At 46.8% G+C, this 21309-nt stretch carries 17 protein-coding genes; 11 read left to right on the top strand and 6 right to left on the bottom strand.

What is annotated here, in order from left to right:
• Positions 1–12 precede the first annotated feature (12 nt).
• The gene (locus tag MKY01_RS30635) at positions 13–1089 is read left to right on the top strand and encodes an anthranilate phosphoribosyltransferase (RefSeq protein WP_339284740.1); all 1077 of its coding nucleotides are present in this window, start codon (positions 13–15) and stop codon (positions 1087–1089) included.
• Positions 1090–1130: 41 nt separating this feature from the next.
• On the opposite strand, the gene MKY01_RS30630 is transcribed toward MKY01_RS30635, so the two are convergent.
• Both MKY01_RS30630 and MKY01_RS30625 read right to left on the bottom strand, forming a co-directional pair.
• Positions 1131–1643 (bottom strand): acyl-CoA thioesterase, encoded by a 513-nt coding sequence (locus MKY01_RS30630; RefSeq protein WP_026081401.1) that lies wholly within the window; start codon positions 1641–1643, stop codon positions 1131–1133.
• Between the two features lie 211 nt (positions 1644–1854).
• Positions 1855–2478, bottom strand: coding sequence for a GPR1/FUN34/YaaH family transporter (locus MKY01_RS30625; protein ID WP_036671640.1), 624 nt, complete (start codon positions 2476–2478; stop codon positions 1855–1857).
• Positions 2479–2913: 435 nt separating this feature from the next.
• Here MKY01_RS30625 and MKY01_RS30620 point away from each other — a divergent pair, with 435 nt between their 5' ends.
• Entirely contained in the window at positions 2914–3090 is a 177-nt protein-coding gene (locus MKY01_RS30620; protein WP_017691636.1) for an aspartyl-phosphate phosphatase Spo0E family protein, read from the top strand.
• Positions 3091–3263: 173 nt separating this feature from the next.
• On the opposite strand, the gene MKY01_RS30615 is transcribed toward MKY01_RS30620, so the two are convergent.
• The gene (locus MKY01_RS30615; RefSeq protein WP_100528198.1) at positions 3264–4193 is read right to left on the bottom strand and encodes a response regulator; all 930 of its coding nucleotides are present in this window, start codon (positions 4191–4193) and stop codon (positions 3264–3266) included.
• 329 nt (positions 4194–4522) lie between these two features.
• On the opposite strand from MKY01_RS30615, the gene MKY01_RS30610 reads away from it, so the two are divergent.
• A complete protein-coding gene (locus MKY01_RS30610) occupies positions 4523–5959 on the top strand; it encodes an alanine/glycine:cation symporter family protein (protein WP_076329234.1) in 1437 nt (478 codons plus the stop codon).
• 146 nt (positions 5960–6105) lie between these two features.
• On the opposite strand, the gene MKY01_RS30605 is transcribed toward MKY01_RS30610, so the two are convergent.
• A complete protein-coding gene (locus MKY01_RS30605) occupies positions 6106–6945 on the bottom strand; it encodes a methyl-accepting chemotaxis protein (protein ID WP_339284737.1) in 840 nt (279 codons plus the stop codon).
• A gap of 283 nt (positions 6946–7228) precedes the next feature.
• Between MKY01_RS30605 and MKY01_RS30600 the strand changes: the two genes are divergently transcribed.
• Positions 7229–7921 carry a cyclic nucleotide-binding domain-containing protein gene (locus MKY01_RS30600; RefSeq protein ID WP_047840885.1) on the top strand — a complete coding sequence of 231 codons (693 nt, stop codon included), beginning with the start codon at positions 7229–7231 and terminating at the stop codon, positions 7919–7921.
• 136 nt (positions 7922–8057) lie between these two features.
• On the opposite strand, the gene pepT is transcribed toward MKY01_RS30600, so the two are convergent.
• Positions 8058–9296, bottom strand: a complete 1239-nt coding sequence (pepT, locus tag MKY01_RS30595; protein WP_339284734.1) for a peptidase T — start codon at positions 9294–9296, stop codon at positions 8058–8060.
• A 442-nt stretch (positions 9297–9738) separates the two neighbouring features.
• Here pepT and MKY01_RS30590 point away from each other — a divergent pair, with 442 nt between their 5' ends.
• Both MKY01_RS30590 and MKY01_RS30585 read left to right on the top strand, forming a co-directional pair.
• Entirely contained in the window at positions 9739–9930 is a 192-nt protein-coding gene (locus MKY01_RS30590) for a 2-hydroxymuconate tautomerase family protein (protein ID WP_017691642.1), read from the top strand.
• A gap of 48 nt (positions 9931–9978) precedes the next feature.
• Positions 9979–11013, top strand: a complete 1035-nt coding sequence (locus MKY01_RS30585) for an NADH:flavin oxidoreductase/NADH oxidase (protein ID WP_339284733.1) — start codon at positions 9979–9981, stop codon at positions 11011–11013.
• A 269-nt stretch (positions 11014–11282) separates the two neighbouring features.
• Here the strand turns inward: MKY01_RS30585 and MKY01_RS30580 are convergent, their stop codons facing one another.
• A complete protein-coding gene (locus tag MKY01_RS30580) occupies positions 11283–12050 on the bottom strand; it encodes a class I SAM-dependent methyltransferase (RefSeq protein WP_339284731.1) in 768 nt (255 codons plus the stop codon).
• 227 nt (positions 12051–12277) lie between these two features.
• On the opposite strand from MKY01_RS30580, the gene MKY01_RS30575 reads away from it, so the two are divergent.
• The 5 genes from MKY01_RS30575 to MKY01_RS30555 all read left to right on the top strand — a co-directional run bounded on the left by MKY01_RS30575 (position 12278) and on the right by MKY01_RS30555 (position 20130).
• The gene (locus MKY01_RS30575; RefSeq protein ID WP_339284729.1) at positions 12278–12697 is read left to right on the top strand and encodes an SRPBCC domain-containing protein; all 420 of its coding nucleotides are present in this window, start codon (positions 12278–12280) and stop codon (positions 12695–12697) included.
• Between the two features lie 238 nt (positions 12698–12935).
• Positions 12936–16031, top strand: a complete 3096-nt coding sequence (locus tag MKY01_RS30570) for an ATP-binding protein (RefSeq protein ID WP_339284727.1) — start codon at positions 12936–12938, stop codon at positions 16029–16031.
• 99 nt (positions 16032–16130) lie between these two features.
• Complete coding sequence (locus MKY01_RS30565; protein WP_339284725.1) at positions 16131–17294, top strand: response regulator; 1164 nt, start codon at positions 16131–16133, stop codon at positions 17292–17294.
• A 35-nt stretch (positions 17295–17329) separates the two neighbouring features.
• Positions 17330–18676, top strand: coding sequence for a deoxyribodipyrimidine photo-lyase (locus tag MKY01_RS30560; protein ID WP_339284722.1), 1347 nt, complete (start codon positions 17330–17332; stop codon positions 18674–18676).
• A 281-nt stretch (positions 18677–18957) separates the two neighbouring features.
• Positions 18958–20130, top strand: a complete 1173-nt coding sequence (locus MKY01_RS30555; RefSeq protein WP_339284720.1) for an acyltransferase — start codon at positions 18958–18960, stop codon at positions 20128–20130.
• Positions 20131–21309 lie beyond the last annotated feature (1179 nt).

Here is a 21309-nt window from a genome sequence, read left to right as displayed (position 1 = left end):
GGAGGATTCTCCATGGATATGTCTCAGATACTCCGAGAGGTCGGACGTGGGAAACGAGGCTCACGTGATCTGAATTATGCAGAAGCACTGACCGTAGCAGAGAAAATCCTGAAACAGGAGGTTTCCCCTGCCCAGACGGCTGCGTTTCTAATGGCTGAACGTATGAAAATGGAAAACGTCGAGGAACTGGAAGCTTTTGTTCATGCTTGTCGTAACGGTGCGGAACGTTTCTCCATATTTCAGGATGGATTGGACTGTGCGGGCCCTTATGATGGACGGACAAAGTCGTTCATGGCCACGTTTCCGGTTGCATTTGTACTCGCGGCGGCCGGGTTGCCGGTGACTTTGCATGGGAGTGACCCTTTACCACCCAAATGGGGAGTTACGCTGTCGGTTCTGTTAAAGGAAGCAGGAATTGATACACGTAAAATGGATCGGGAAGATGCACGGAGCGCTGCATTGCGTTCGGGTGTCATGTACGTATCCTCCGAGGATTGGTGCGAACCTCTTCGTAAGCTTCGTCCGTTACGGGAAGAGTTGGGTTTTCGAACGGTGTTTAACACAGCGGAGAAACTGATTGATTATAACCATTCACCGTATTTGGTGTTTGGTGTGTTTCATAATACCTTTCTGGATCGGATTGCGAAGTTGCTCACCCGGTTTAACTACCGTCGTGCTTATGTTGTACAGGGGATGGAAGGTTCTGAGGATCTGTATATTGATCGGCCAACCCGCGTATACGCCGTGGAAGACGGTGATATGAAGCTGGAACTGGTTGATCCTGCAGCCTATGAACTGGATATGCCCGTGCCGGAGCTGGTCTGGACGGCTGCGAAGCAGCTTGAAGTGGCGGAAAGCGTGTTAAGCGGTGATGGTCATATTGCTTTTGTGAATCAGGTCTTGTTAAATGGAGGTTTCCGCTTATACGCGGCGGGGCGTGTCAATTCCATCGAAGAGGGCATATACACTTGTCAGGGCTTGCTGGAGAGCGGTGCAGCGTATCGCATCTATCAGCAGTGGTGTGTCTCCATGGGTGGTGAACTGCCGGATAGCAGAGCGGTGTCCATCTATCCGGCATCTTCCAGATAATGTAATGCTAGTGTTCAATCTTGTTATTGTTTAGCGTGTTTTTATTCCCAAGGATAAGTAACGGTCAGGAAGTCAGCGAATTTCTTGCTCTCTTCCCGCCGTTGTTTCCTCATGGCCGCCCGATCCGGAGCGGTCTCGTATAGTTTCTTCTCTTCTTCCGTCTCCGGGATAATGCGGGGTACGATCAGTTTGCGATTATTTTCGTCCAGGGCCACAAATGTCAGAAATGCAGTCGCTGCAATTTTCTTTTCTCCGGTCTTCAGATCCTCTCGAATCACTTTCACAAAAATCTCCATGGAACTTCGTCCTGTCCAGGACGCGAACGATTCAAGTGTAACCGAATCCGTTGGATTAATCGGGTACAGGAAATCGACAGAGTCGGTTGAAGCCGTTACAGTATTGACCCGGCATAGCTTGGAAGCGGCGATGGATGCAATATCATCGATGTAGGACATCAGCTTGCCACCGAACAGGGTATTATGATTGTTGACATCGGTTGGGAACACCCGTGCCGTCTTGAAACAACGTGTTTCGCGTACATATTTTTTCTCCACCTGATCCATCTCCGTTGGTTTCGGTATCTCTCTCATGTTTTTTCCTCCTGACAGTATGGCTGCTGTGACATTTCATTTCAGGTGTTGCAGGGTCTGTTTATAATCTGTTATCCCTAGTATAGGTGTCAGTCAGATACATATTCAAATGAAGTTGGACTGCAAAAAAAACCGCCAGGCGCGGACCGGCGCGCTGGCGGTTTACTGCTGTATATTAAGCCTTGGGTTTGAAAATGCCGGACGGTTTGCCGATCGGCAAGAACGCATAACCGAAGTGAGCGTTCAGTACCGAAGCACCTGTACCATACAGGGACACAATTCCGATCGCCAGTTCAGCGTATGCTGCAATGGTGTGGAAAATGTGAGGAGCTACGCCGAAAGCGTCAAAGGTCAAGCCAAGGAACAGGAAGTCAATCAGAATGAAGATGATAAGCAATACTTTATTCGCTTCAATAGCACCAATCGTCATGAACAGGGTGAATACGAGGTATCCGGCAAAAGCAAATCCGAGCTGCTTACCATCGGCCTGTTCAGCGAGAGTGGAGCCAAATACGCCCATTTTGATCATCCAGTTGGCAGCCATGGCAAACCAGAAGAATGCGTACGCGCCAAAAGCTGTTGTGCCAAAGGTATTGTTGCGTTTGGAATCTTGAATACATGCGAATAACTGGGCAAAGGCACCCAGGAAGATCGCCCAAGGAATAGCGTAGCTAAGTCCTTCTGTAATGCCAAGCTTTTGGGAAGAAGCGACCAGGGTTACGATAGCCAACCCAAATAATCCCATTGCGCTGGGATCGGCGTTAACAATTTTGACTTTAGTCTGTGAATCGGTCTGCATGGTGATGATAAGCCTCCAATAATATCAAATCAGGATCAATGGCCGTCGTTGGCCGTCCTCTACATTACATCATTTGTATCCGCCGGGTCCGGACACACACATCGCCCTATTGTACCTGAATGACCCCATTATGGAAAGGGATTTTATTACCTTTTGAACCAATAGACTTTTTGTTTTTTCAATATACACATTTACGACACAATCCGTTCTGGCCGTGAATGATGAGGCCAGACGTTAGAATCCAACCCTCGGTGTTACCACTAAAATTGCGTCATATCAGCCATTTTCGGATAAGCTCTAGTGTGATAAAATAATCTTTATCAAAATTTGGAGAAGAATACAAAACATCCTTGTCTCCTATGCCATATGTTAATCCAACTATAGATTGACAGGAAAAACTAAAATGGTTCACAGAATAAGGAGGTATCAGGGGTCATGGTTATGAGTTTGGATTTGAAAAATAAAATAGAGAAGGCCAGACATAACCTTCATATGCTGGTAGAGCATAACAAGGGTGGTCTTGGGCATCCCGATGTGATTCGGCAGTCTATGGCATTGGACGAATTGATTAATGAGTATAACCGAATTAGCCGAAACCATTCACGGGCTTGAACCCAAAGCGATTTTAATTTTATACACGGAACAAATCACATAGATTGTAACGCTTGATCGTACAGACGGGCATGAATATAGCCGGTGTGGACAGCCTCAGTTGAAAAGGCTGTATCCTACCGGTGTAATATTCATGCCCGTTTGTTTTTGCATCGTATCCATTATGCATCTGTTTAATGCAGTAATCGTTTGGCTTCCAAGTATAGAACCTGTACGAATTTTTTCGTATTAATGCGTGTCTGGGACAAGGAAGGCTCCACATTGTTTTGTAGCTCCAGCATTTTCTTACGAATTTCGGTAAAATCGAAAAATTTGGATGCATAGTTCTCGAACTTAGGATGTGTATAATCGGTTAATCCCAGAGAAACCACATGGCTCAGAGTCTGGAAGATGGCCCTGCGAACACGTTGTTCCGATGCCTTGATCTCCTTGTTCACCTCTGCGAGAGAGGCATCTTCTCCCAGTTTACGAATCGCTACATTCTGGAAGATGTCTTTGAGGGATGGGAACGTATAGGGGGACAGCTTATGTTCATCTGTCTCTACCTGCTCCAGATATTCCAGCATGTCCAGCAGATCCCTGCTGCCCGCTTCGCCGATCATGCCCATCTCGGACAGCAGGAAATGTCCTGCAGTCGTGATTGTTTTGTCCGGAACCGGAGCCGCAGCACGTTCGGTAGAATTCAAACCGGACAATCCCTGCAATGTCCGCTGGATATCTGCGATGGACTGCTGCATCCGAAGCCTTTCGCTCACCAGCCGCAGAACAGATAGAATCTCCAACCGGTTAATCGGCTTCGTAATATAATATTCAATCCCTAGTGAATAGGCTTCTCCGATCATATTTTTCGACTCGATCTGGGAGATCATGACGATCTTGCCCTCAAACCTTCCTTCAAGCGCTCGCACAGTCTGAATCCCGTCTCGTTGGGGCATCAGCAGATCAATCAGCAGTACGTCCACCTTATGCAGTTCCAACAGTTCCGCGTGAATATGTGCTCCGTCCTCAGCTTCCCCGGCAATATCGCCCAGGCCTTCATCCTCAATAATATCCATCAACATGGAACGAACGCCAGGATCATCATCCACGATAAAATAACGCATGTCAGTCATTCCCTTTCTCTGCGAATGGTGTGATTGATAAATCTATGGTAAAGGCGGTTAACGCCGCGATGAACTCTCGTTCCAGTGTAATCGTTCCTTTCCTTCTTGCATAGAACCTGACATGTCAGGTTAAATGACAATGATTGGGCGATCAAAGCCCGTTTTTAAAATAAATGTAGGAATTGCATGTAGGTATTTGTCGATTTCCGTAGATGTTCTTGTAGTATAAGTAACATCCCGAAGTCCGGGGCTAGTGTTGTGCAGAATGGTACAAACTTTTCCCGTAACCATCTCTGTGCTTGAAATACACCATAAAAAGGGGCATACCGATGGAGCAAACAATACAAGATATTGTCGTCATTTTCAATGATTTTCTATGGTCCAAAGTGTTAATTATATTATTGGTAGTATGTGGTATATACTTCACCACCAAGACCCGATTCATGCAATTCCGTATGATTGGAGATATGGTAAAGGTGCTTCGAGAGCCAAAAAGCAAGGAACCAGGCAAAATTTCACCTTTTCAGGCGTTCTGTATTAGTATGGCGGCCCGTGTAGGTACAGGGAATATTACCGGTATTGCACTGGCGATCGCACTGGGGGGACCTGGGGCTATATTCTGGATGTGGATCATTGCAATTATCGGGTCAGCCTCCAGTTTTGTGGAGAGTACGCTGGCTCAGATCTATAAAGTGAAGGATAAGGGCGGATTCCGCGGCGGTCCGGCGTATTATATGGAACGTGGGTTGGGCAAACGCTGGATGGGGATTTTATTTGCCATTCTCATTACGCTTTCATTTGGTTTGGTCTTTAATGCGGTGCAGTCTAACACGATTACCGTTGCATTTGAGAACTCATTTGGCACGGATCGGTTAACGGTGGGTATCATTATGGCTGTGATATTTGCAGGAATTATCATGGGCGGTGTCAAACGAATTGCAAAAGCATCGGAATACATCGTTGTTGTACTGGCTGTATTGTACATTGGGGTAGCGGCTTTTGTTGTACTGGCGAATATTACCCAGCTTCCGGCCATGATTGCGTTGATCGTCAAAAATGCCTTCGGCATCGAACAGGTTGCTGGCGGAACGTTGGGCGCTGCACTGATGAACGGTGTGAAACGCGGATTGTTCTCCAATGAGGCGGGCATGGGTAGCGCCCCGAATGCTGCTGCAACGGCGGATACAACACATCCGGTGAAACAGGGACTTATTCAGGCGTTTGGCGTGCTGACAGATACGTTAGTGATATGTACAAGCACAGCCATGATTATTTTGCTATCCGGGGTATACAAAGGTTCCAATCTGGGTGGCATTGAATTAACTCAGGCTGCATTAAGTGTACATATTGGTTCATGGGCATCGGGATTCCTGGCGGTTATGGTGTTCCTGTTTGCCTTCAGTACACTAATCGGAAATTATTACTATGGAGAAACTAACATTGAGTTTATCAAATCCAACAAAGTTTGGCTGTGGGTATACCGCATTTGCGTTATCGCGATGGTGGTGTTTGGAGCGGTAGCCAAAGTACAGCTGGTATGGGATTTGGCTGACCTGTTCATGGGGCTCATGGTGGTGGTGAACCTGATTGCAATTCTGATGCTTTCCAAGGTGACTTTCGAAGCGTTGAAGGACTACAAGAAACAGAAGGCTGAAGGCCGTGATCCCGTCTTTACCCGGGACCGGATTCATATTCCGGGTGAAGTGGAATGCTGGGAGTCGGAAGAAGAAGTTATTGGAGATAAATCAATACATGTAGCCAATTAAGGTTTTATCTGAACGTAGTTGGTTATATAAAATGGGCACAACAACAAACAGGACTTGGATTATCCATCATGGGCAACCCGAGTCCTGTTTGTTGCATATAAAATGTATCTTTGCACTAGCCAAAGTTCATCAAAGATATATTTTGATTAATTTTTAACGGAATAGCTGATCAGTTGTTCAGACAGAGCTTTCATTCGCTCCCCTGTTTCATTAAGCTGCTCAATCACATCCGTAAAGGATGCTACAAGCGTTGCTTGTTCCTGTGAAGAGGCTGCAATCTGGGAGACTTCAACTTCCATCTGTTTGATGACCTGTTGTACATCTCTCAGACTAGTATCGATGTCACTTGTAGCTTGTTTGGCATCCACAGAGAGTTTGCGTACTTCGGAAGCAACCACACCGAAGCCGGCACCAGCTTCACCAACGCGAGCGGCTTCAATAGCGGCATTCAGGCCAAGCAAGTTGGTTTGCTCTGAGATTTCACGAATGAACCCGGCTACTTTGTTGATTTGGGAAGAGTTCTGAACAGCAAGTCTGGTATTCTGCAAGATCTGCTCACTGGTTGCTTGCAATTCTTCGGCATGAGCGGCGACATGTTGCACCATATCAACGAGGTTACCATTGATGGTTTGATTTTCTTGTATAATGTCTTCAAGTTGGTTCTGGTTAGATTGGTCGTAAGACACACAGAAAACAGCAACAACTTTCTGGTGATCATCAAAGATCGGAATGTTCAGAATATCCAGTTCGATACCATAAACTTCCTTGGAGAGAGTAGCAAGGGTCGCTTCTCTTCCGTTTTTTAAGATGGCAAAGTTTTGATACGATTCCAAGAGTGACATTCCTTTTTCAAAACCAAGATCAAATTTATCTGTCATAATGACATCTAATACTTTTTCGTGATCGTAAAGAGTTAAACTAGCTGGTTCTCTGAGGATCAGGCTGATATAAGGCATTACTTTAAGCAGGGCATCTACAACGTTCATGGAAGAGGACCATCCTTTCAATATTTGAATGTATTATTTTTAACGATCTATGGAATGCTCTATCTTTCATCGGACGGAAATGACTTTTCGTGAACGGCATTTTGCATGAAAGAATGAACATTTTATGATTAAATTTTAAAATATTTCCCATCTAAAATGATTTATTGGATATAAGTGTTAGTTGTAACTATTTTTATATCAAGATATTTGTACGAATGTATATCAATTATGGGACATATGTCCTTTTACATACGTTATATACGACAACGGAGGGGAAGTCGGAATGAAAGAAATTATGGACTTTGGGCTTGTGCGGCAACTTGCCCGTGAGCATGGGTTGGATCAGGTGCTGGACGAGCCTGCGCTCGCTGAGTTGCGACTACTTGAGGCTGCGAAGGGCGAGATGATATGTGCCAAAGGTGAACGACCCGAGCGGTTATATTTTCTCGTGCAGGGCAAGCTCAAGATCTATACCACCCTGCCTAACGGCAAGTCTCTGTTACTTCGTTTCAGTACACCCCTTGCGCTTGTGGGAGATTTGGAACTGGTAAATGGCAAGGAGGCTATGAATACGGTAGAGTCTGTGAGCAAAAGCCTGCTGCTGGGTATCAGCTATCGCGCTCTCCAGAATACGTATGCAGAGAACCCTAAGTTTCTCCACTTTATGCTGAGTCAAGTTACGCACAAATTGTATACCTTTTCCAACCTGTCGAGTCTGAATATGTTATATCCAGTCGAGAGCCGATTTGCCAGCTATCTGTTGTCCACAATGGGCCAGGACGAGTCTTCTTCGGAAGAGATCCAGACCTCCAAGCTCACCGAACTGGCCGATATGCTGGGCACCAGCTATAGACATCTTAATAGAGTTGTTCAAGATCTGTGTAATCGAGATATTATTCGCAAAGTGCAGCGAAAGCTAGTGATCTGTGATCTGGAACAGTTGCGTGTCATCGCAGGAGGCAATATATATGAGTGATAGTATTTTAAAAGTAAGACCAAGCCTGTATATCTAAGCGACATGACGCGACACAATAAAATACAATACGGCACAACAAAGAGCACCCTCACGAATAAACCAAGGGGTGCTCTTTTTGCTCTGCACTTCAAGTGGATTAGATATCTCCGCGTTCTTCGAACAATTGAGCGATCTCTACAATAACACGGGTGGCCTTCACCATATTGTCTACCGATACATACTCGAATTTGCCGTGGTAGTTCTCACCACCAGTGAAGATATTTGGTGTTGGCATGCCCATATAGGATAGCTGGGAACCATCCGTTCCTCCCCGGATGGGGCGAATAACAGGTTCGATGTCCAGTCGGGTCATGGCTTCATGGGCAATGTCGACGATCTGGCGTACGGGTTCAATTTTCTCGCGCATGTTATAGTACTGGTCATTCAATTCAACCGTGATGCTTTTCTCTCCATACTTGGTCTTCAGTTCGTTTGCGATATTCAATAGATTTGTTTTGCGCTCTTCAAACTTCGCCCGGTCGAAATCACGGATGATGTAACTCATCTTTGTCAGCTCAACGTCACCCTCCAAAGACAATAGATGATAGAAACCATCATAACCGTCCGTGAATTCAGGAGCTTCCTCCACAGGCAGGCGTCGATTCAATTCCATCGCAATTTTCAGGGAGTTCACCATTTTATCCTTCGCTGTTCCGGGATGCACATTGGTGCCTCGTACGGTAATTTTGGCGGCAGCTGCGTTAAAGCTCTCGTATTCCAGCTCACCAAGTGGTCCACCGTCAACTGTGTAAGCATATTTGGCTCCAAAAGCAGCTACATCGAACTTGTGCGGTCCACGGCCAATCTCTTCATCCGGGGTAAAAGCAACCCGAATCTTACCGTGTTTCACTTCCGGGTGTTCAATCAGATAGGCCATCGCCGTCATGATCTCGGCAATGCCTGCCTTATTGTCAGCACCAAGCAACGTTGTACCATCAGTTGTGATCAGGGTGTGGCCTTTATACTCGTGCAGTTCCGGGAAATCCTTGTTGGACAGTACGACATCCAGTTCCGAGTTCAGCACAATATCAGCACCGTCATAGTTATCGATAACCTGTGGTTTGACATTTTTGCCAGTAAAGTCGGTCGCTGTATCGAGGTGAGCCAGGAAACCAATTACAGGAACATCCTTGTCGGTATTGGATGGCAGTGTAGCCATAACATAACCGTTCTCATCCATCGTCACATCTTGCAGACCAATGGAGGTACATTCTTCAACGAGCAGTTTGCCCAAGGCCAGTTGGCCGGGTGTGGAAGGGCATGTCTCGCTATTTTCATCGGATTGGGTATCCATCTGAACATAAGTACTCAGTCTTTGAATTAATATATCTTTCATATATAACCTCTCCCTAGTTTGAGTAGTATATAAGTTGAACTACTTGTTTTACACTGATCCACTACGAGGCCAGAATAACCTTCTGATCGCTGTTATCCCCAGATTTTTTGATCCACTTTTACAAAGGTGAAAATCTGTGGATAGCGTATGCTTTCGAAGTAGCTTTCTTGGAGAAAGCTTTTAGCTCCGCTTCTACAGGTTATTTCTGCCCTCTCCGTTATCGTGTAACCGTTAGTCACAACTTATGTAAATTGGGTATAGTAATTATTGTGGTTCTCTACGGTTATCATATCATGTTTTGCAGTCATTTCCAGAATGGGGCAGATCCGAAATAGGAGGATTTCTAGGTATCAAAAAGGGTACTAGGTCACAAAAATGTACGTACTTGTATTTCTATAACTGAGGTTCATAATAAATGATGAAGAAAGGATGTGTTCAAGACATGCCATTTATCACGGTTAAGGTACTGGAAGGCAAGTCGGTCGAGCAGAAACGTCAGTTGATTGAACGTATGACTCAGGTGGCCTGTGAGACACTGGATGTTGATCCGAGCAAAGTCTTTATCTTCATTGAGGATTTGGAGAAGGACAATTACGGCAAGAACGGAAAACTGTTTTCGGACTTAGACAAATAAGTAAGGGTTCATATATATCATGATCATGGAACAGGAGATGTAACATTAATGACTGAACAATTATTTTCGCCCTATCAATTCAAGAGCCTGCAATTAAATAACCGTGTCGTCATGGCACCGATGTGCCAATATTCTGTCACTGCGAAGGATGGTATTCCGAACGATTGGCATCAGGTTCACTATGTGAGCCGTGCGGTTGGAGGTACAGGACTGATTGTAATCGAGATGACCGATGTAGATCCGGATGGACGCATTACCGACAATGACTTGGGGATATGGTCAGATGAGCATGTGCCGGCCTTCACCAAACTTGTAGATGGAATCCATGCCTACGGCTCCAAAGTAGCTATTCAGATCGCACATGCGGGACGAAAAGCAGAGGATGCTCCGCAGCCGGTTGCCCCATCGGTAGTTACATTCCCGGGAGAAAAGTACAAGGAACCACGCGCGTTAAGTACGAAAGAAGTAGAAGCTATGGTGCAAAAGTTCGCAGACGGTGTTCGCCGCGCAGTACAGGCTGGAGTAGATACCATTGAGCTGCACGGTGCACATGGATACCTGATCCACCAGTTCCATTCTCCGCTGATGAACCATCGTGAGGATGTATATGGGCAGGATCTGTCCCGTTTTGGCGTAGAAGTCATTCGTGCAGTGAAAAAAGAAATGCCTGCAGATATGCCGCTGATTTTGCGGATTTCGGCTGTAGAATACGCGGATGGTGGATACGATATCGACCACACCATCAATATCGCTCGTGCCTACCAAGACGCAGGCGTGGACATGTTCCATATCAGTTCAGGTGGCGAAGGACCTTCGGGACAGCGGAAACCGGGGAACTATCCGGGGTATCAGGTACCATTTGCCCGTCGTTTCCGTGAAGAACTGAACGTTCCTGTAATCGCAGTGGGTATGCTGGAGGATGCAGCATTGGCTCAGGCGGTGATTGGAAACGGTGATGCAGATCTGGTCGCGGTTGGTAGAGGCATGCTGCGTGACCCGTACTGGGCGAACCATGCGGCTCTGGAACTGGGTGTCAGCAAGGATCAAGCCGCCATTGCGGAACAATATTCTCGTGGATACTAACTTGCACTAACATTTACACTTGCCACTCCGATGACAGAATAACCTTCCGATCGCTGTTATCCCCAGATTTTTTTGATTCACTTTTTCAAAGGTGAAAATCTGAGGATAAAGGCGAACGCTCCGCTTCTTCAGGCTATTTCTGCCCTCTGCGTTCTCATATAAATGTTATTGCAAATTTTATATAGTAAAATAGGCCACAGCATGGGTTAAACCTCATGCTGTGGCCTGATTTTGGATATTGAGAATCATATCCATCCGATTAGGGATGACTACGCTCTTCGAGTCGCTTCATAGACGAATTTTTGATTGGGCTGCGTGGGTGGTTGATCTGGGTTAAAGTCGGCGTACACTTTAATGTCAGAGAAACCAATGTGTTCGAGAATTAGGCGTAACTCTTCTATGCCGTACCAACGTAGAGTGAGTTGTTGCAGCTCCGTAGCAACAAGAGCACCCTGATGCCATTGTTCGTAGCGAATCAGACTTACTTTATATTGGTGTAGAAGGTTCACTTCAATGGTTTTCACTTCTACCGTGATCGTATCACCATCGGGTAATGAAACGGTTGATGTTTCTACAGAAGAGGGTTGTGTCACATCGGGCAGAAACAGATCAAACACGAACCTGCCGCCGGGTTCTAAATGCTGAAATAGATTACGTAATGCGTTAATCGACGCCTGTCTGTCTTGGATGAGGAGCAGAGAACCTCCGGGAATGATAATTGCCTCGTATCGATATGGAAGGTCAAGCTTCTCCAGATCGGCAACGAATAGCTCAGGCATGGGTAATGCCCGCTCCATACAACGAGAACGGCAAGAGTTGATCATATCGGTCGAATAATCAATTCCATCCACCTTCAAGCCTGCTTCAAGCAAAGGAATGAGCACTCGGCCTGATCCTGACATGGCTTCAAGGATACGTCCATTGTAGCGCTGAAGATAATGGCGATAGAATTCAATGTCTCCTCCCAAGGAGTGCCCCACAGGTTTCGTGAGATCATAAACGGCGGTGCATAATGGACCGTAATAACTGAATGACATAGTATAGGTGTCCCCCACATGTAAATGTATTAAAATGAAAACGTGGAAGGGGGATGAGCAGGATTATCCCTTCCGGCAACGGTTGGAATTGGATTTTTCAGAGCAGACTATCATAGGAATCACGCACCTTTTATGTAATATGTTCCAATTATAGGGTGGGGATAAAGCGGAGGTCAACTTCTATTCGGGTAATTATACGAAATGAAATGTATAAGGAGGTGATTCGAATGGATTCATCATCAAGTGCACTGCCAGATATCCGGCAGGAACTTATGCTCCATGCACCTGTAGAGAAAGTGTGGGAGATGGTCTCGACCGAGCAGGGACTGAGAACCTGGTTCATGCCAGGCAATCTGGAACCCGTGGAAGGTCACGAGTTTATATTGGAAGCAGGCCCCTTCGGCCAATCACCATGTCAGGTGACGGAAGTTCTTCCGCTGCACAAGCTGTCCTTCCGCTGGGGTAAGGACTGGACGTTGACGTTCCAACTGAATGAACAGCCCGAAGGTACGGATTTCACACTGATTCACAGCGGTTGGGATGTGGATAAACTGACCGAGTTTGGACAGGCCCACGCTATCGTACGCGAACGTATGGAACAGGGATGGGCCGGAATCGTTCAGAAGCTTGCCCAAGTTGTTAAATAAATCTTCATTCAATCAACCCCAGGTCATTTCGCCCGTTCTTTCCGGTGAAATTCGGCCTGGGGTTCCTTGGTGTACCAAGAGCTGGTGGAAAGATAGAAATCGGTCAAATGATAACGAATTTGACCGATTATGATACGGAAACTATTTCCGTGAGCACCAGAAACGTGTAACATGAATTATAGTAATAAATCGACAAAATTAGACGTCTCTCGCCATTGTGGATGGAAGGAATACATAGATGAGAAAACACTGGATTATGCTGACCATAAGCTTCATATGTATTGTCATTGTTCCACTGGGTTGGATCGCCCAGACGTTAATTAGCGAGCGGATTAACCCTCAAGCTTCAGATGGGAAAATTGACCTGACCCAATGGGACTTTGATCGCAAGGGTGCGGCGTCTCTAAAGGGTATCTGGGATTTCTACCCTGGGCAGTTGCTGAGCCCGGCAGATATTGAAGCAAGTGTATCCGGTCGCAAGCCATTGCCGGCTTCCTCTGGCACTCAGGTTCCGGCCCGATGGAACAAATCTCTGGGGCAAGCGCATGGGTATGGAACCTATCATTTGCAAGTCCAGCTTACACCCCGGACGATGAAAAATGATTATGGTATACGCACACAGAATATACGCATGGCCCACCGGGTATTTATCGATGGGAAAGAGATTGGCGGCAAAGGCCTGCCAGGAAAGACCAAGGTGACAGATATACAATTAAATCTACCCTTTACAGGATTCACGTCCATTGAGGGCAATACGGCTGACATTATCATACAAGTATCAAATTATAGTTACTCGTCTGGGGGCATTGTAGCGCCCATTTTGTTTGGAGACGAGCGTAGTATTCTGAAAAGCCAGCAACAAGGTTGGCTCAGGGATCTGATGGCCTTATTCGGTTTTATCTTGCCAGCCGCCTTTTTTCTACTTCTGTTCAGATTACGACGTACGGAGAAGGAGCTTCGTTTTCTCGGATTATTCAGCCTTTCTGGTGCGGTGTACGCTCTGACACATGGGGAGAAGTTACTGGGTACGTTTGTACCGTTCCTGACCAATAATGAGATACTTCGGATTCAGCTCCTTAGTTCAGCCTTTGCCTATTATTTTTTGCTTCGGTATATGGATGCCCGTGTACCAGGAGCAGTTCATCAGTGGTTTGTTCGTCTGGCTGTAGTGCTAATCGTTACCCAGACTATTGTGGGTCTTACGCTTCCTCCAACGCTTTTCTCGTCTCTTGAGCTTCCCATGTTGCTGATCTCACTTGTTGTCATGTTATATACGCTGCGAGCCATTTTCTATTGGTTGAAAGGACGGCCGAATGACAGCCACTTTGCACTCGTGAGTATGATGAGCATACTCATGGTTGTTGTGTTATATACGCTTGGTGCGTTCACTACCCTAGACACAGCGTTCTTTGCGCTGATTGAACTTTTATTATTTGTATTTGCCCAGATGATTGTGACCGCAATCCGCTTTGCACAATCATTCCGAGACGTGGAAGCTCTGTCGGAGCGTTTGCTGGCCATTGACAGCCTGAAGGACGAGTTCATGGCGAATACGTCTCATGAGCTACGAACTCCCCTACATGGCATCATTAATATTGCGCAATCCATGCTGGAAGGGGCGGCTGGAGCAGTCACGCCCAAGCAAGCGAAAAATCTCTCCATGATTACTTCAACCGGGAAGCGCCTTTCACTGCTGGTTAACGATATTTTGGATTTTGCCAAATTAAAAAATAGTGAGATCGAGTTAAAACGGGTAGCTGTCGATCTGGAATCCGTTGCTCGTACTGTGGTTGAAGTCTCGGGTTTCACGTTTGAGGACAAGCCGGTTATATTGATTCAACAATGGCCCCAGTCCTTGCCACTTGTTGAGGCAGACGAAGATCGCCTAAGGCAAGTTCTGTATAACTTGCTGGGTAACGCCTATAAGTACACTGAGCAGGGTGAGATTCGATTGTACGCCAGCGTTGAAGGGGACTGGGTGAAGGTATCGGTCGCTGATACAGGGGTAGGCATTGCCTTGGACAAACAGGAGGATATCTTCCAGGCGTATGAGCAGAGTAACGGCACGATTGAGCGATTGAATAATGGAACCGGACTGGGTCTGAGTATTACGAGAAAACTCGTTGAGCTTGGCGGTGGTGAGATCTGGGTTGAATCGGAGCCGGGGCAAGGTTCGACCTTTCATTTCACCCTGCCTGTTATGAAGATGCCACTTTTGCAAACTCATTCGAAACCAGCTGCCGCCCGATATGTTGCTGCACAGGGGGCAGGGGCGAAGGAGCTTGTGACAAGAGAGTCAGATGAGCAGGATGATCTTACGGAAGCGGAGCATACGATTCTGATTGTAGACGATGACCCCGTGAATCGACAGGTATTGCTTAACCTATTGTCGACGGAGCGGTATCGTGTGATTGCAGCGGACAGCGGGTCCACTGCATTGAAACTCCGTGAGGAGTTCCCGTCCATTGATCTTGTTATTACGGACTGGATGATGCCTAAGATGTCCGGACTTGAGTTATGTCGCAAACTGCGCGAGCACAGTTCCTTGTCGGAGTTACCGATTCTGATGCTGACCGCCCGTGGGTTGCCTGAGGATATCAAACACGGATTCCAAGCGGGAGCCAATGACTTCCTGAGCAAACCGGTGGATGCCGGTGAATTGCGCGCCAGAGTTCGGACGTTAATTGAGATGCGGAGTTCTGTGCAGGAGGCTATTCGGACCGAAATGGCCTTTTTGCAGGCCCAGATCAAGCCACACTTTCTATATAATGCACTCAATGTGATTATCGCAACCTGTGCAGTGAATCCGGACAAAGCAACCGATCTGCTGATTGAATTGAGTCATTACCTGCGTGGAAGTTTTGACTTCCAGAACAGGGAGCAGCTTGTTCCTTTGACCAAAGAGCTGGAATTGGTGGAGTCTTATGTGCATCTGGAACAGGCGAGATTTGAGGAAAGACTGGTGGTTGAGTATGAGGTGGAATCGGACGTACATCTGTATCTGCCACCTCTTAGTATTCAGCCTCTTGTGGAGAACGCCATTCGCCACGGCGTGATGGAACGGGCAGCCGGTGGGACAGTTCAGCTTAGAATTTTCAAAGAGAGCGAGCATGTGGTCGTTCAGGTTCAGGATGATGGTGTAGGTATCCCTCCTGAGCGTATGGCTCAGGTCAAGTCAGGGCGCACCGAAGGTCCAGGAGGTGTCGGGCTGCAAAATATAAACCGTCGCCTGATGTCTCTCTATGGTCAGGGACTCGAGATTCATAGCCATGTGGGTAAAGGCACGCAGATCCGATTCCGTATCCCTGTGCAAAAGGTGGATTATTCCAATTAGTGTGCCGAGTGAAGTAATTATGGTTAACAGACTAATAAGCGGATGCCGATAAAATCGGTATTCCTATTGAATCTTTCATGGCAGGAGGCTGAAAGAACGGTGAGAGCCATTGTGATAGATGATGAGAAGCCAGCGCAGCTTCATCTGGAGCGACTACTACGAACGGACGGACGAATTACACCCGTGCAATGTTTTTCAACAGCTCGTGATGGTCTTCATTTTCTGGCAAAGGAACGTGTAGATGTTGTATTTTTGGACATTGGAATGCCGGAGATGAATGGCCTGGAAGCGGCTGAATATATACAGCAATTGGATCAGAGTATTCGTATTATCTTTGTTACGGCTTATGCAGACCATGCAGTGGAAGCATTTGAGCTGCATGCACTGGATTATGTACTGAAACCGGTCAGCTCGACCCGATTGGCCAAAACCGTTGATCGAATCGCGGGCATAATGTCGCATAATTCTCAAGTTGCAGCCACCGCCGAGGTACAGGGATCGGAACCTGTACCTGTGGAGTTGGATACTGAAGTTCCGGGGCTGCTTACGTTCAAACATCTGGATATCTACAGAAGTCTGGATCAGGGTGCCAAGAAACATAAGTGGCGCACAACCAAATCACAGGAATTGTTTGCTTTTTTGTTTCATCACAGGGAAGAATGGGTAAGCAAGGAGATTCTGCTGGATAAGCTATGGGGTGATGTTTCCCAGGAAAAGGGATTAACCCATCTACATACTTCCGTGTACCAGATTCGAAAGCTGCTTAAGGAATGGAACATGACAGGCAAGCTGGAGTACAATATGAACCGCTATCGTCTGTTATCAGGCAATCTGGTAAGTGATGTGGATCAATTTGAAAAATCCATGGTCTACAACGTCATCACATCAGACAATGTTGATGACTTGAGGCATATGATTCAGCTTTATCGTGGTGATTATCTGGAAGAACATGATTATCATTGGGCACAGGCGAAAGCAAGGGAACTCAGACGCAAGTATACAGCGCTGGTTATGGATATCGCAGGATGGGACATGGAGCATGGTCGTGGCAAGGAAGCGATTGAGCAATTAACGATATTACAGGAACGGGAGCCTTATTCGGAAGAGATCTGCCGACTCATGATGGAAGTGTATGCATCCATGGATGATCAGCAAGGCATACTTCGTTTATATCATTCATTTACATTGACATTAAATGAGGATCTGGGGTATCAGCCCGAGCCCGAAACAAGCAGGTTATATCAGAACCTGACGGACAAATAAACGTATGTAATGTAAGTTCAGACAGGAGGGTGAGCATGAAGCTATTCATACACCGCAAAGATTTGCGTACGGATGATCTGGCCGCATTCGATTATTTGCGGGAACACCAAGAAGAGAGTGTGCATGTTCTCATCTATGATTCATTCCTCCTGCGGCAAGGCCGAGAGAAGGAACACAGCGGTGTGAATTTCAGGCAGCACGCAGCGGAATTAGGCAGACAGTATCTTGAAGCCAAACGAAAAATGCATGTCGCTTACGGCAAACCGGCTGAAGTGGTTGAATTCATCCTGAACGAATTCAAAGGTGAGATTAACGAGATTGTGGTCCATCGGGACATGACGCCATATGCAATCGAGCGGGATAGGGCCATACGCAAAGTCAGTGAGGCGCACGAGGTTACGTTCACACAACTGACGGATCATCTGCTGATGGATCTGAATGGATTTGCCAATTTTACAGGCAAGTCGGAGCCATATAAGGTATTTGCGGCTTTCCATCGGCGGTGGGTGGAATTCATGAATGAACATCCCAACCCTCCTTCGGCAACAACGGTTGCAGCGTTGAAGGTGAGTGATCGTCAGATTGAATGGGCGGATGCAATGCAGGTACCTCCGGAGTTGCTGGAGGGCAGTGGTTCGAATGACGAGGACCCGCATCTGCTGTTGGATCAATTTTTGTCGGATCGAATTGCTGAATACGGGGATCATCGGGATGAATATGAGGCGTACGAGCCGAGTCATCTCAGTTCTTACGTAGCTGTGGGAGCTGTATCCATTCGCAAAATGTATGATGCGGCGAGTCGCACGGCTGAGACTGGGGAATGGATCAGGCAGTTGTGCTTCCGCGACTTCTATCTGTATCGGGCGGTCTATGAGAGTCACTATTTTACATATGAAAAGGTGTACGATCTCTCGGCTCTCCATGATGATTACTTTGAACGGTGGTGCAAGGCGGAGACAGGCATTCCGATTATTGATGCAGCGATGACGGAACTGAATGAAACCGGACATATGCCAAACCGGCTGCGGATTCTCACGGCGATGTTTCTCACCAAAAACCTGCAATGCCCATTCACCTTGGGCGAAGCTTATTTCAGGCGTAAGCTGCGTGACTATGATAACATTCAAAACCGAGGTAACTGGTTATGGTGTGCCTCGCTTGGGGAGAATGCGGCTCCGTATTTTCGCGTGAACAATCCGGTAACACAATCCGAGAAGTATGATCCGCAAGGTGATTATATTCGCAAGTGGTTGCCTGAATTGAAGGATCTGCATAGCAAGGACATCCATCAGCCACGCAAAGATGCCATTGTTGATCTGAAGGCATCGAGACAGGCAGCTATTGACGTGTATAAACAGATTCTGGCGAGTCGTGCGAAGTAGACTCAGTCAGGGCGGGATGCATGCCCAAACCCAAATTTACCATTCTCATCCGGTTGATCCAATATTCATTTGGTTGAGAGCAGGATGTTACACAGACCGCGTACTCGCGGTCTTTTTTACATATATAGACATGAAAATAGTGTGAAATGTGTTGAAAATTTAGGAATTATTAAGAAATTGGACTACCCTTCTTAAGCATTATGGCTTTTAATAGATAGAGAGCTTTATTGTATTAAGTCATATCTGAAATATTGACGAACACATTAAGGAGAAACTTTAAAATGAGTGAAACACTGAAAAGAGAGCGAATTCCAGAGCTGAACCTGGTTCGTGCCTTGGCAATTATCGGCGTACTCAGCGTGCATTCCACGTCCTATGCAACGGTGGACATGACGGGCTCAGGCTACTACTGGCTGTACAATTTTATTAATATCTTTATGAAATATGGTACGCCAACCTTTATTTTTATGAGCAGTTTTGTGCTGTTCTATAACTATTATTCTCGTCCGCTGGATAAGAAACTTGTGAGTAACTTTTACAAGAAAAGATTTGTGTATATTTTGCTTCCGTACTTCCTGTTTTCATTGATGTATTTTGTTTTGTTACATTTCACGCATTATCAGGGCCGACCTTTCGGCGAATCGGCAGTAAGTTTCATCACGAAATTGTTTACAGGCAAGGCCTATACACATCTGTACTTTGTGTTTATTAACATGCAATTTTATCTGTTATTCCCATTGGTGTTATGGTTGCTTAAGAAATATCCTTCTGTGGTGAAATGGTCTGTTCCGATTGGACTATTGATTCAATGGGCATTCATCGTAAGTAATAAATATGGATTCCAGGTACCCAACAAGGGAAGCTGGGCGTTCTCATACTTCTCCTATTTCATGCTTGGTGCTTTTATCGGGGTATATTTCCCTAAAATCAAGCAATGGTTTGTCATCAGTCGGGCCAATGCAACCAAAGGACGCGTAGCTTCATGGATTCTGCTCTGGGCGGTCTGGATCATTGCCGGACTTGGCCATGTGTATATCTATTACCTGCTGCGTCTGAAGATCGCAACGTATAACACACTGTGGTATGAGTTCTTCTGGAATGTGCATACCTTTGCTTGTGCACTGGTGCTTATCCAGATTGCCTATCTGCTCTATCGCAAAGGGCCTTCACTCATCGTCAAGCCGCTGAATCGGCTTGGGGCATTGTCCTTTGGCATCTATCTGATTCATCCATTCTTCCTGCTGGTGTATCGTGAATTTCCACCGCAAACAGGTGTTTCCTGGTTAGTGCATCTGTGGTATGCCGGAGGATTCGGTGTAGCTCTAATCGCTTCGTGGATCGTCGTTGGATTGACGGCAAGATTTGTTCCATATGCATGGGTCATCTTTGGCAATCTGCCAAAACCCAAACCACGTCTCGTCCCACAACAGAACTCGGGGCAATTGGACGTTTGATAAGGTGTATTTCCAACACAGGAATAATAAACCGTTTCTTGGTCGACCTTAGGGGAGAGCAGGAAGCGGTTTTTTTGATGTATGCAGATATGTGTAATATGGGGAACGAGTGTTTCTTTTTCATGTATGAGGGGTAATCATAAGGCGGAACGATAATACATTATGGATAACAGGATTAAGGTGAATATAATGACAACATGCGAAAAATGCGGGAGACCGATGCAGGATATATTGGAATATGTGGAACACATTCTTCACGAATGCAGTGAACAGACACAGGAGTACAACTCAAAAGATTATCAGGCCTATGGCCATGAGGGTGTTCACGAGCAGATGTGATACAATAGAAAGAAACCGGATTCATACGGAACCGAGGTGACAACATGGAGACGGGTCCAGCCCCTTTCCGGCAAGGAAAGACGGAACAAGAAGCGCGACTGAGCAAAACGTGTATGTATTGCGGACAACAGCGGCCGATGTCCGAGTTCCGGCGCAGAACCGGAAAGCGGGCAGGTCCCGGAGCCAGGCGTGGAGCCTGCCGCAGCTGTCGCCAGCTTGGTGGACAGGCTGACCACGAGTCAGGTTCAAGCGTGAGCGGACGAACGAATGAACGGATCGAGCATCAACGGGATGGCTTGGAGACACGTGCTGTTACTGCCAGACCCTCTGCATCTGCGAGAAATGAGGCAGGTCTTACCTCCCATGGTATGGAGCAGGGATCTGCTACGGTGTCTGAGTCTGAAAGAAGTCTGGTGTCTCAACCTTCAGTAGACTCGAATTCTTCGAATGACGATGAACGTGCTGACTTGGTGACTTCCTCCCCCTCTTCTTCGGGTATTCGGAAGAAGAGGAGAAGACGGAGGAAGAGCAAGCGATCAGAGAGCATAACGGGCAATGAGCTGAGAGAGATGAGTCTGGAGCATGATGGTTTGGCAGGTGAGGTAGGAGATGAGCCACAGCCAGGTGAGCATTGGCGTGGGGAAGAAGGGCATTCGCACGGGCATGCTGCTGCGAATGAAAAGGGCAGTGCACAGCGGGCTGGCGCGCGAGCAGCCGCTGCAGTGCAGGCCGCCGAGCAGACTGCGGCGGCCCACCAGGCTCTGCTGCCCGCTGAGCCGCAAGGCCCGGCAGCAGAGCCCATGGCTGCGGATCAACCGATCGCAGCCAAACGCAAGCGCA

Origin of the sequence: Paenibacillus sp. FSL R5-0486 (assembly GCF_037975155.1) — a bacterium.
GTDB lineage: Bacteria > Bacillota > Bacilli > Paenibacillales > Paenibacillaceae > Paenibacillus > Paenibacillus amylolyticus.
Note: the sequence above shows the minus strand (reverse complement) of the source record. Positions and strands in the feature narration are given on the sequence as shown.

What these genes read in the sequence shown, in the direction of transcription:
- MKY01_RS30635 (WP_339284740.1), top strand. Translation starts at nt 13, where the DNA reads ATGGATATGTCTCAGATACTCCGAGAGGTCGGACGTGGGAAACGAGGC.
- MKY01_RS30625 (WP_036671640.1), bottom strand. Translation starts at nt 2,478, where the DNA reads ATGCAGACCGATTCACAGACTAAAGTCAAAATTGTTAACGCCGATCCC.
- MKY01_RS30620 (WP_017691636.1), top strand. Translation starts at nt 2,914, where the DNA reads ATGGTTATGAGTTTGGATTTGAAAAATAAAATAGAGAAGGCCAGACAT.
- MKY01_RS30615 (WP_100528198.1), bottom strand. Translation starts at nt 4,193, where the DNA reads ATGCGTTATTTTATCGTGGATGATGATCCTGGCGTTCGTTCCATGTTG.
- MKY01_RS30610 (WP_076329234.1), top strand. Translation starts at nt 4,523, where the DNA reads ATGGAGCAAACAATACAAGATATTGTCGTCATTTTCAATGATTTTCTA.
- MKY01_RS30605 (WP_339284737.1), bottom strand. Translation starts at nt 6,945, where the DNA reads ATGAACGTTGTAGATGCCCTGCTTAAAGTAATGCCTTATATCAGCCTG.
- MKY01_RS30600 (WP_047840885.1), top strand. Translation starts at nt 7,229, where the DNA reads ATGAAAGAAATTATGGACTTTGGGCTTGTGCGGCAACTTGCCCGTGAG.
- pepT (WP_339284734.1), bottom strand. Translation starts at nt 9,296, where the DNA reads ATGAAAGATATATTAATTCAAAGACTGAGTACTTATGTTCAGATGGAT.
- MKY01_RS30590 (WP_017691642.1), top strand. Translation starts at nt 9,739, where the DNA reads ATGCCATTTATCACGGTTAAGGTACTGGAAGGCAAGTCGGTCGAGCAG.
- MKY01_RS30585 (WP_339284733.1), top strand. Translation starts at nt 9,979, where the DNA reads ATGACTGAACAATTATTTTCGCCCTATCAATTCAAGAGCCTGCAATTA.
- MKY01_RS30580 (WP_339284731.1), bottom strand. Translation starts at nt 12,050, where the DNA reads ATGTCATTCAGTTATTACGGTCCATTATGCACCGCCGTTTATGATCTC.
- MKY01_RS30575 (WP_339284729.1), top strand. Translation starts at nt 12,278, where the DNA reads ATGGATTCATCATCAAGTGCACTGCCAGATATCCGGCAGGAACTTATG.
- MKY01_RS30570 (WP_339284727.1), top strand. Translation starts at nt 12,936, where the DNA reads ATGAGAAAACACTGGATTATGCTGACCATAAGCTTCATATGTATTGTC.
- MKY01_RS30560 (WP_339284722.1), top strand. Translation starts at nt 17,330, where the DNA reads ATGAAGCTATTCATACACCGCAAAGATTTGCGTACGGATGATCTGGCC.
- MKY01_RS30555 (WP_339284720.1), top strand. Translation starts at nt 18,958, where the DNA reads ATGAGTGAAACACTGAAAAGAGAGCGAATTCCAGAGCTGAACCTGGTT.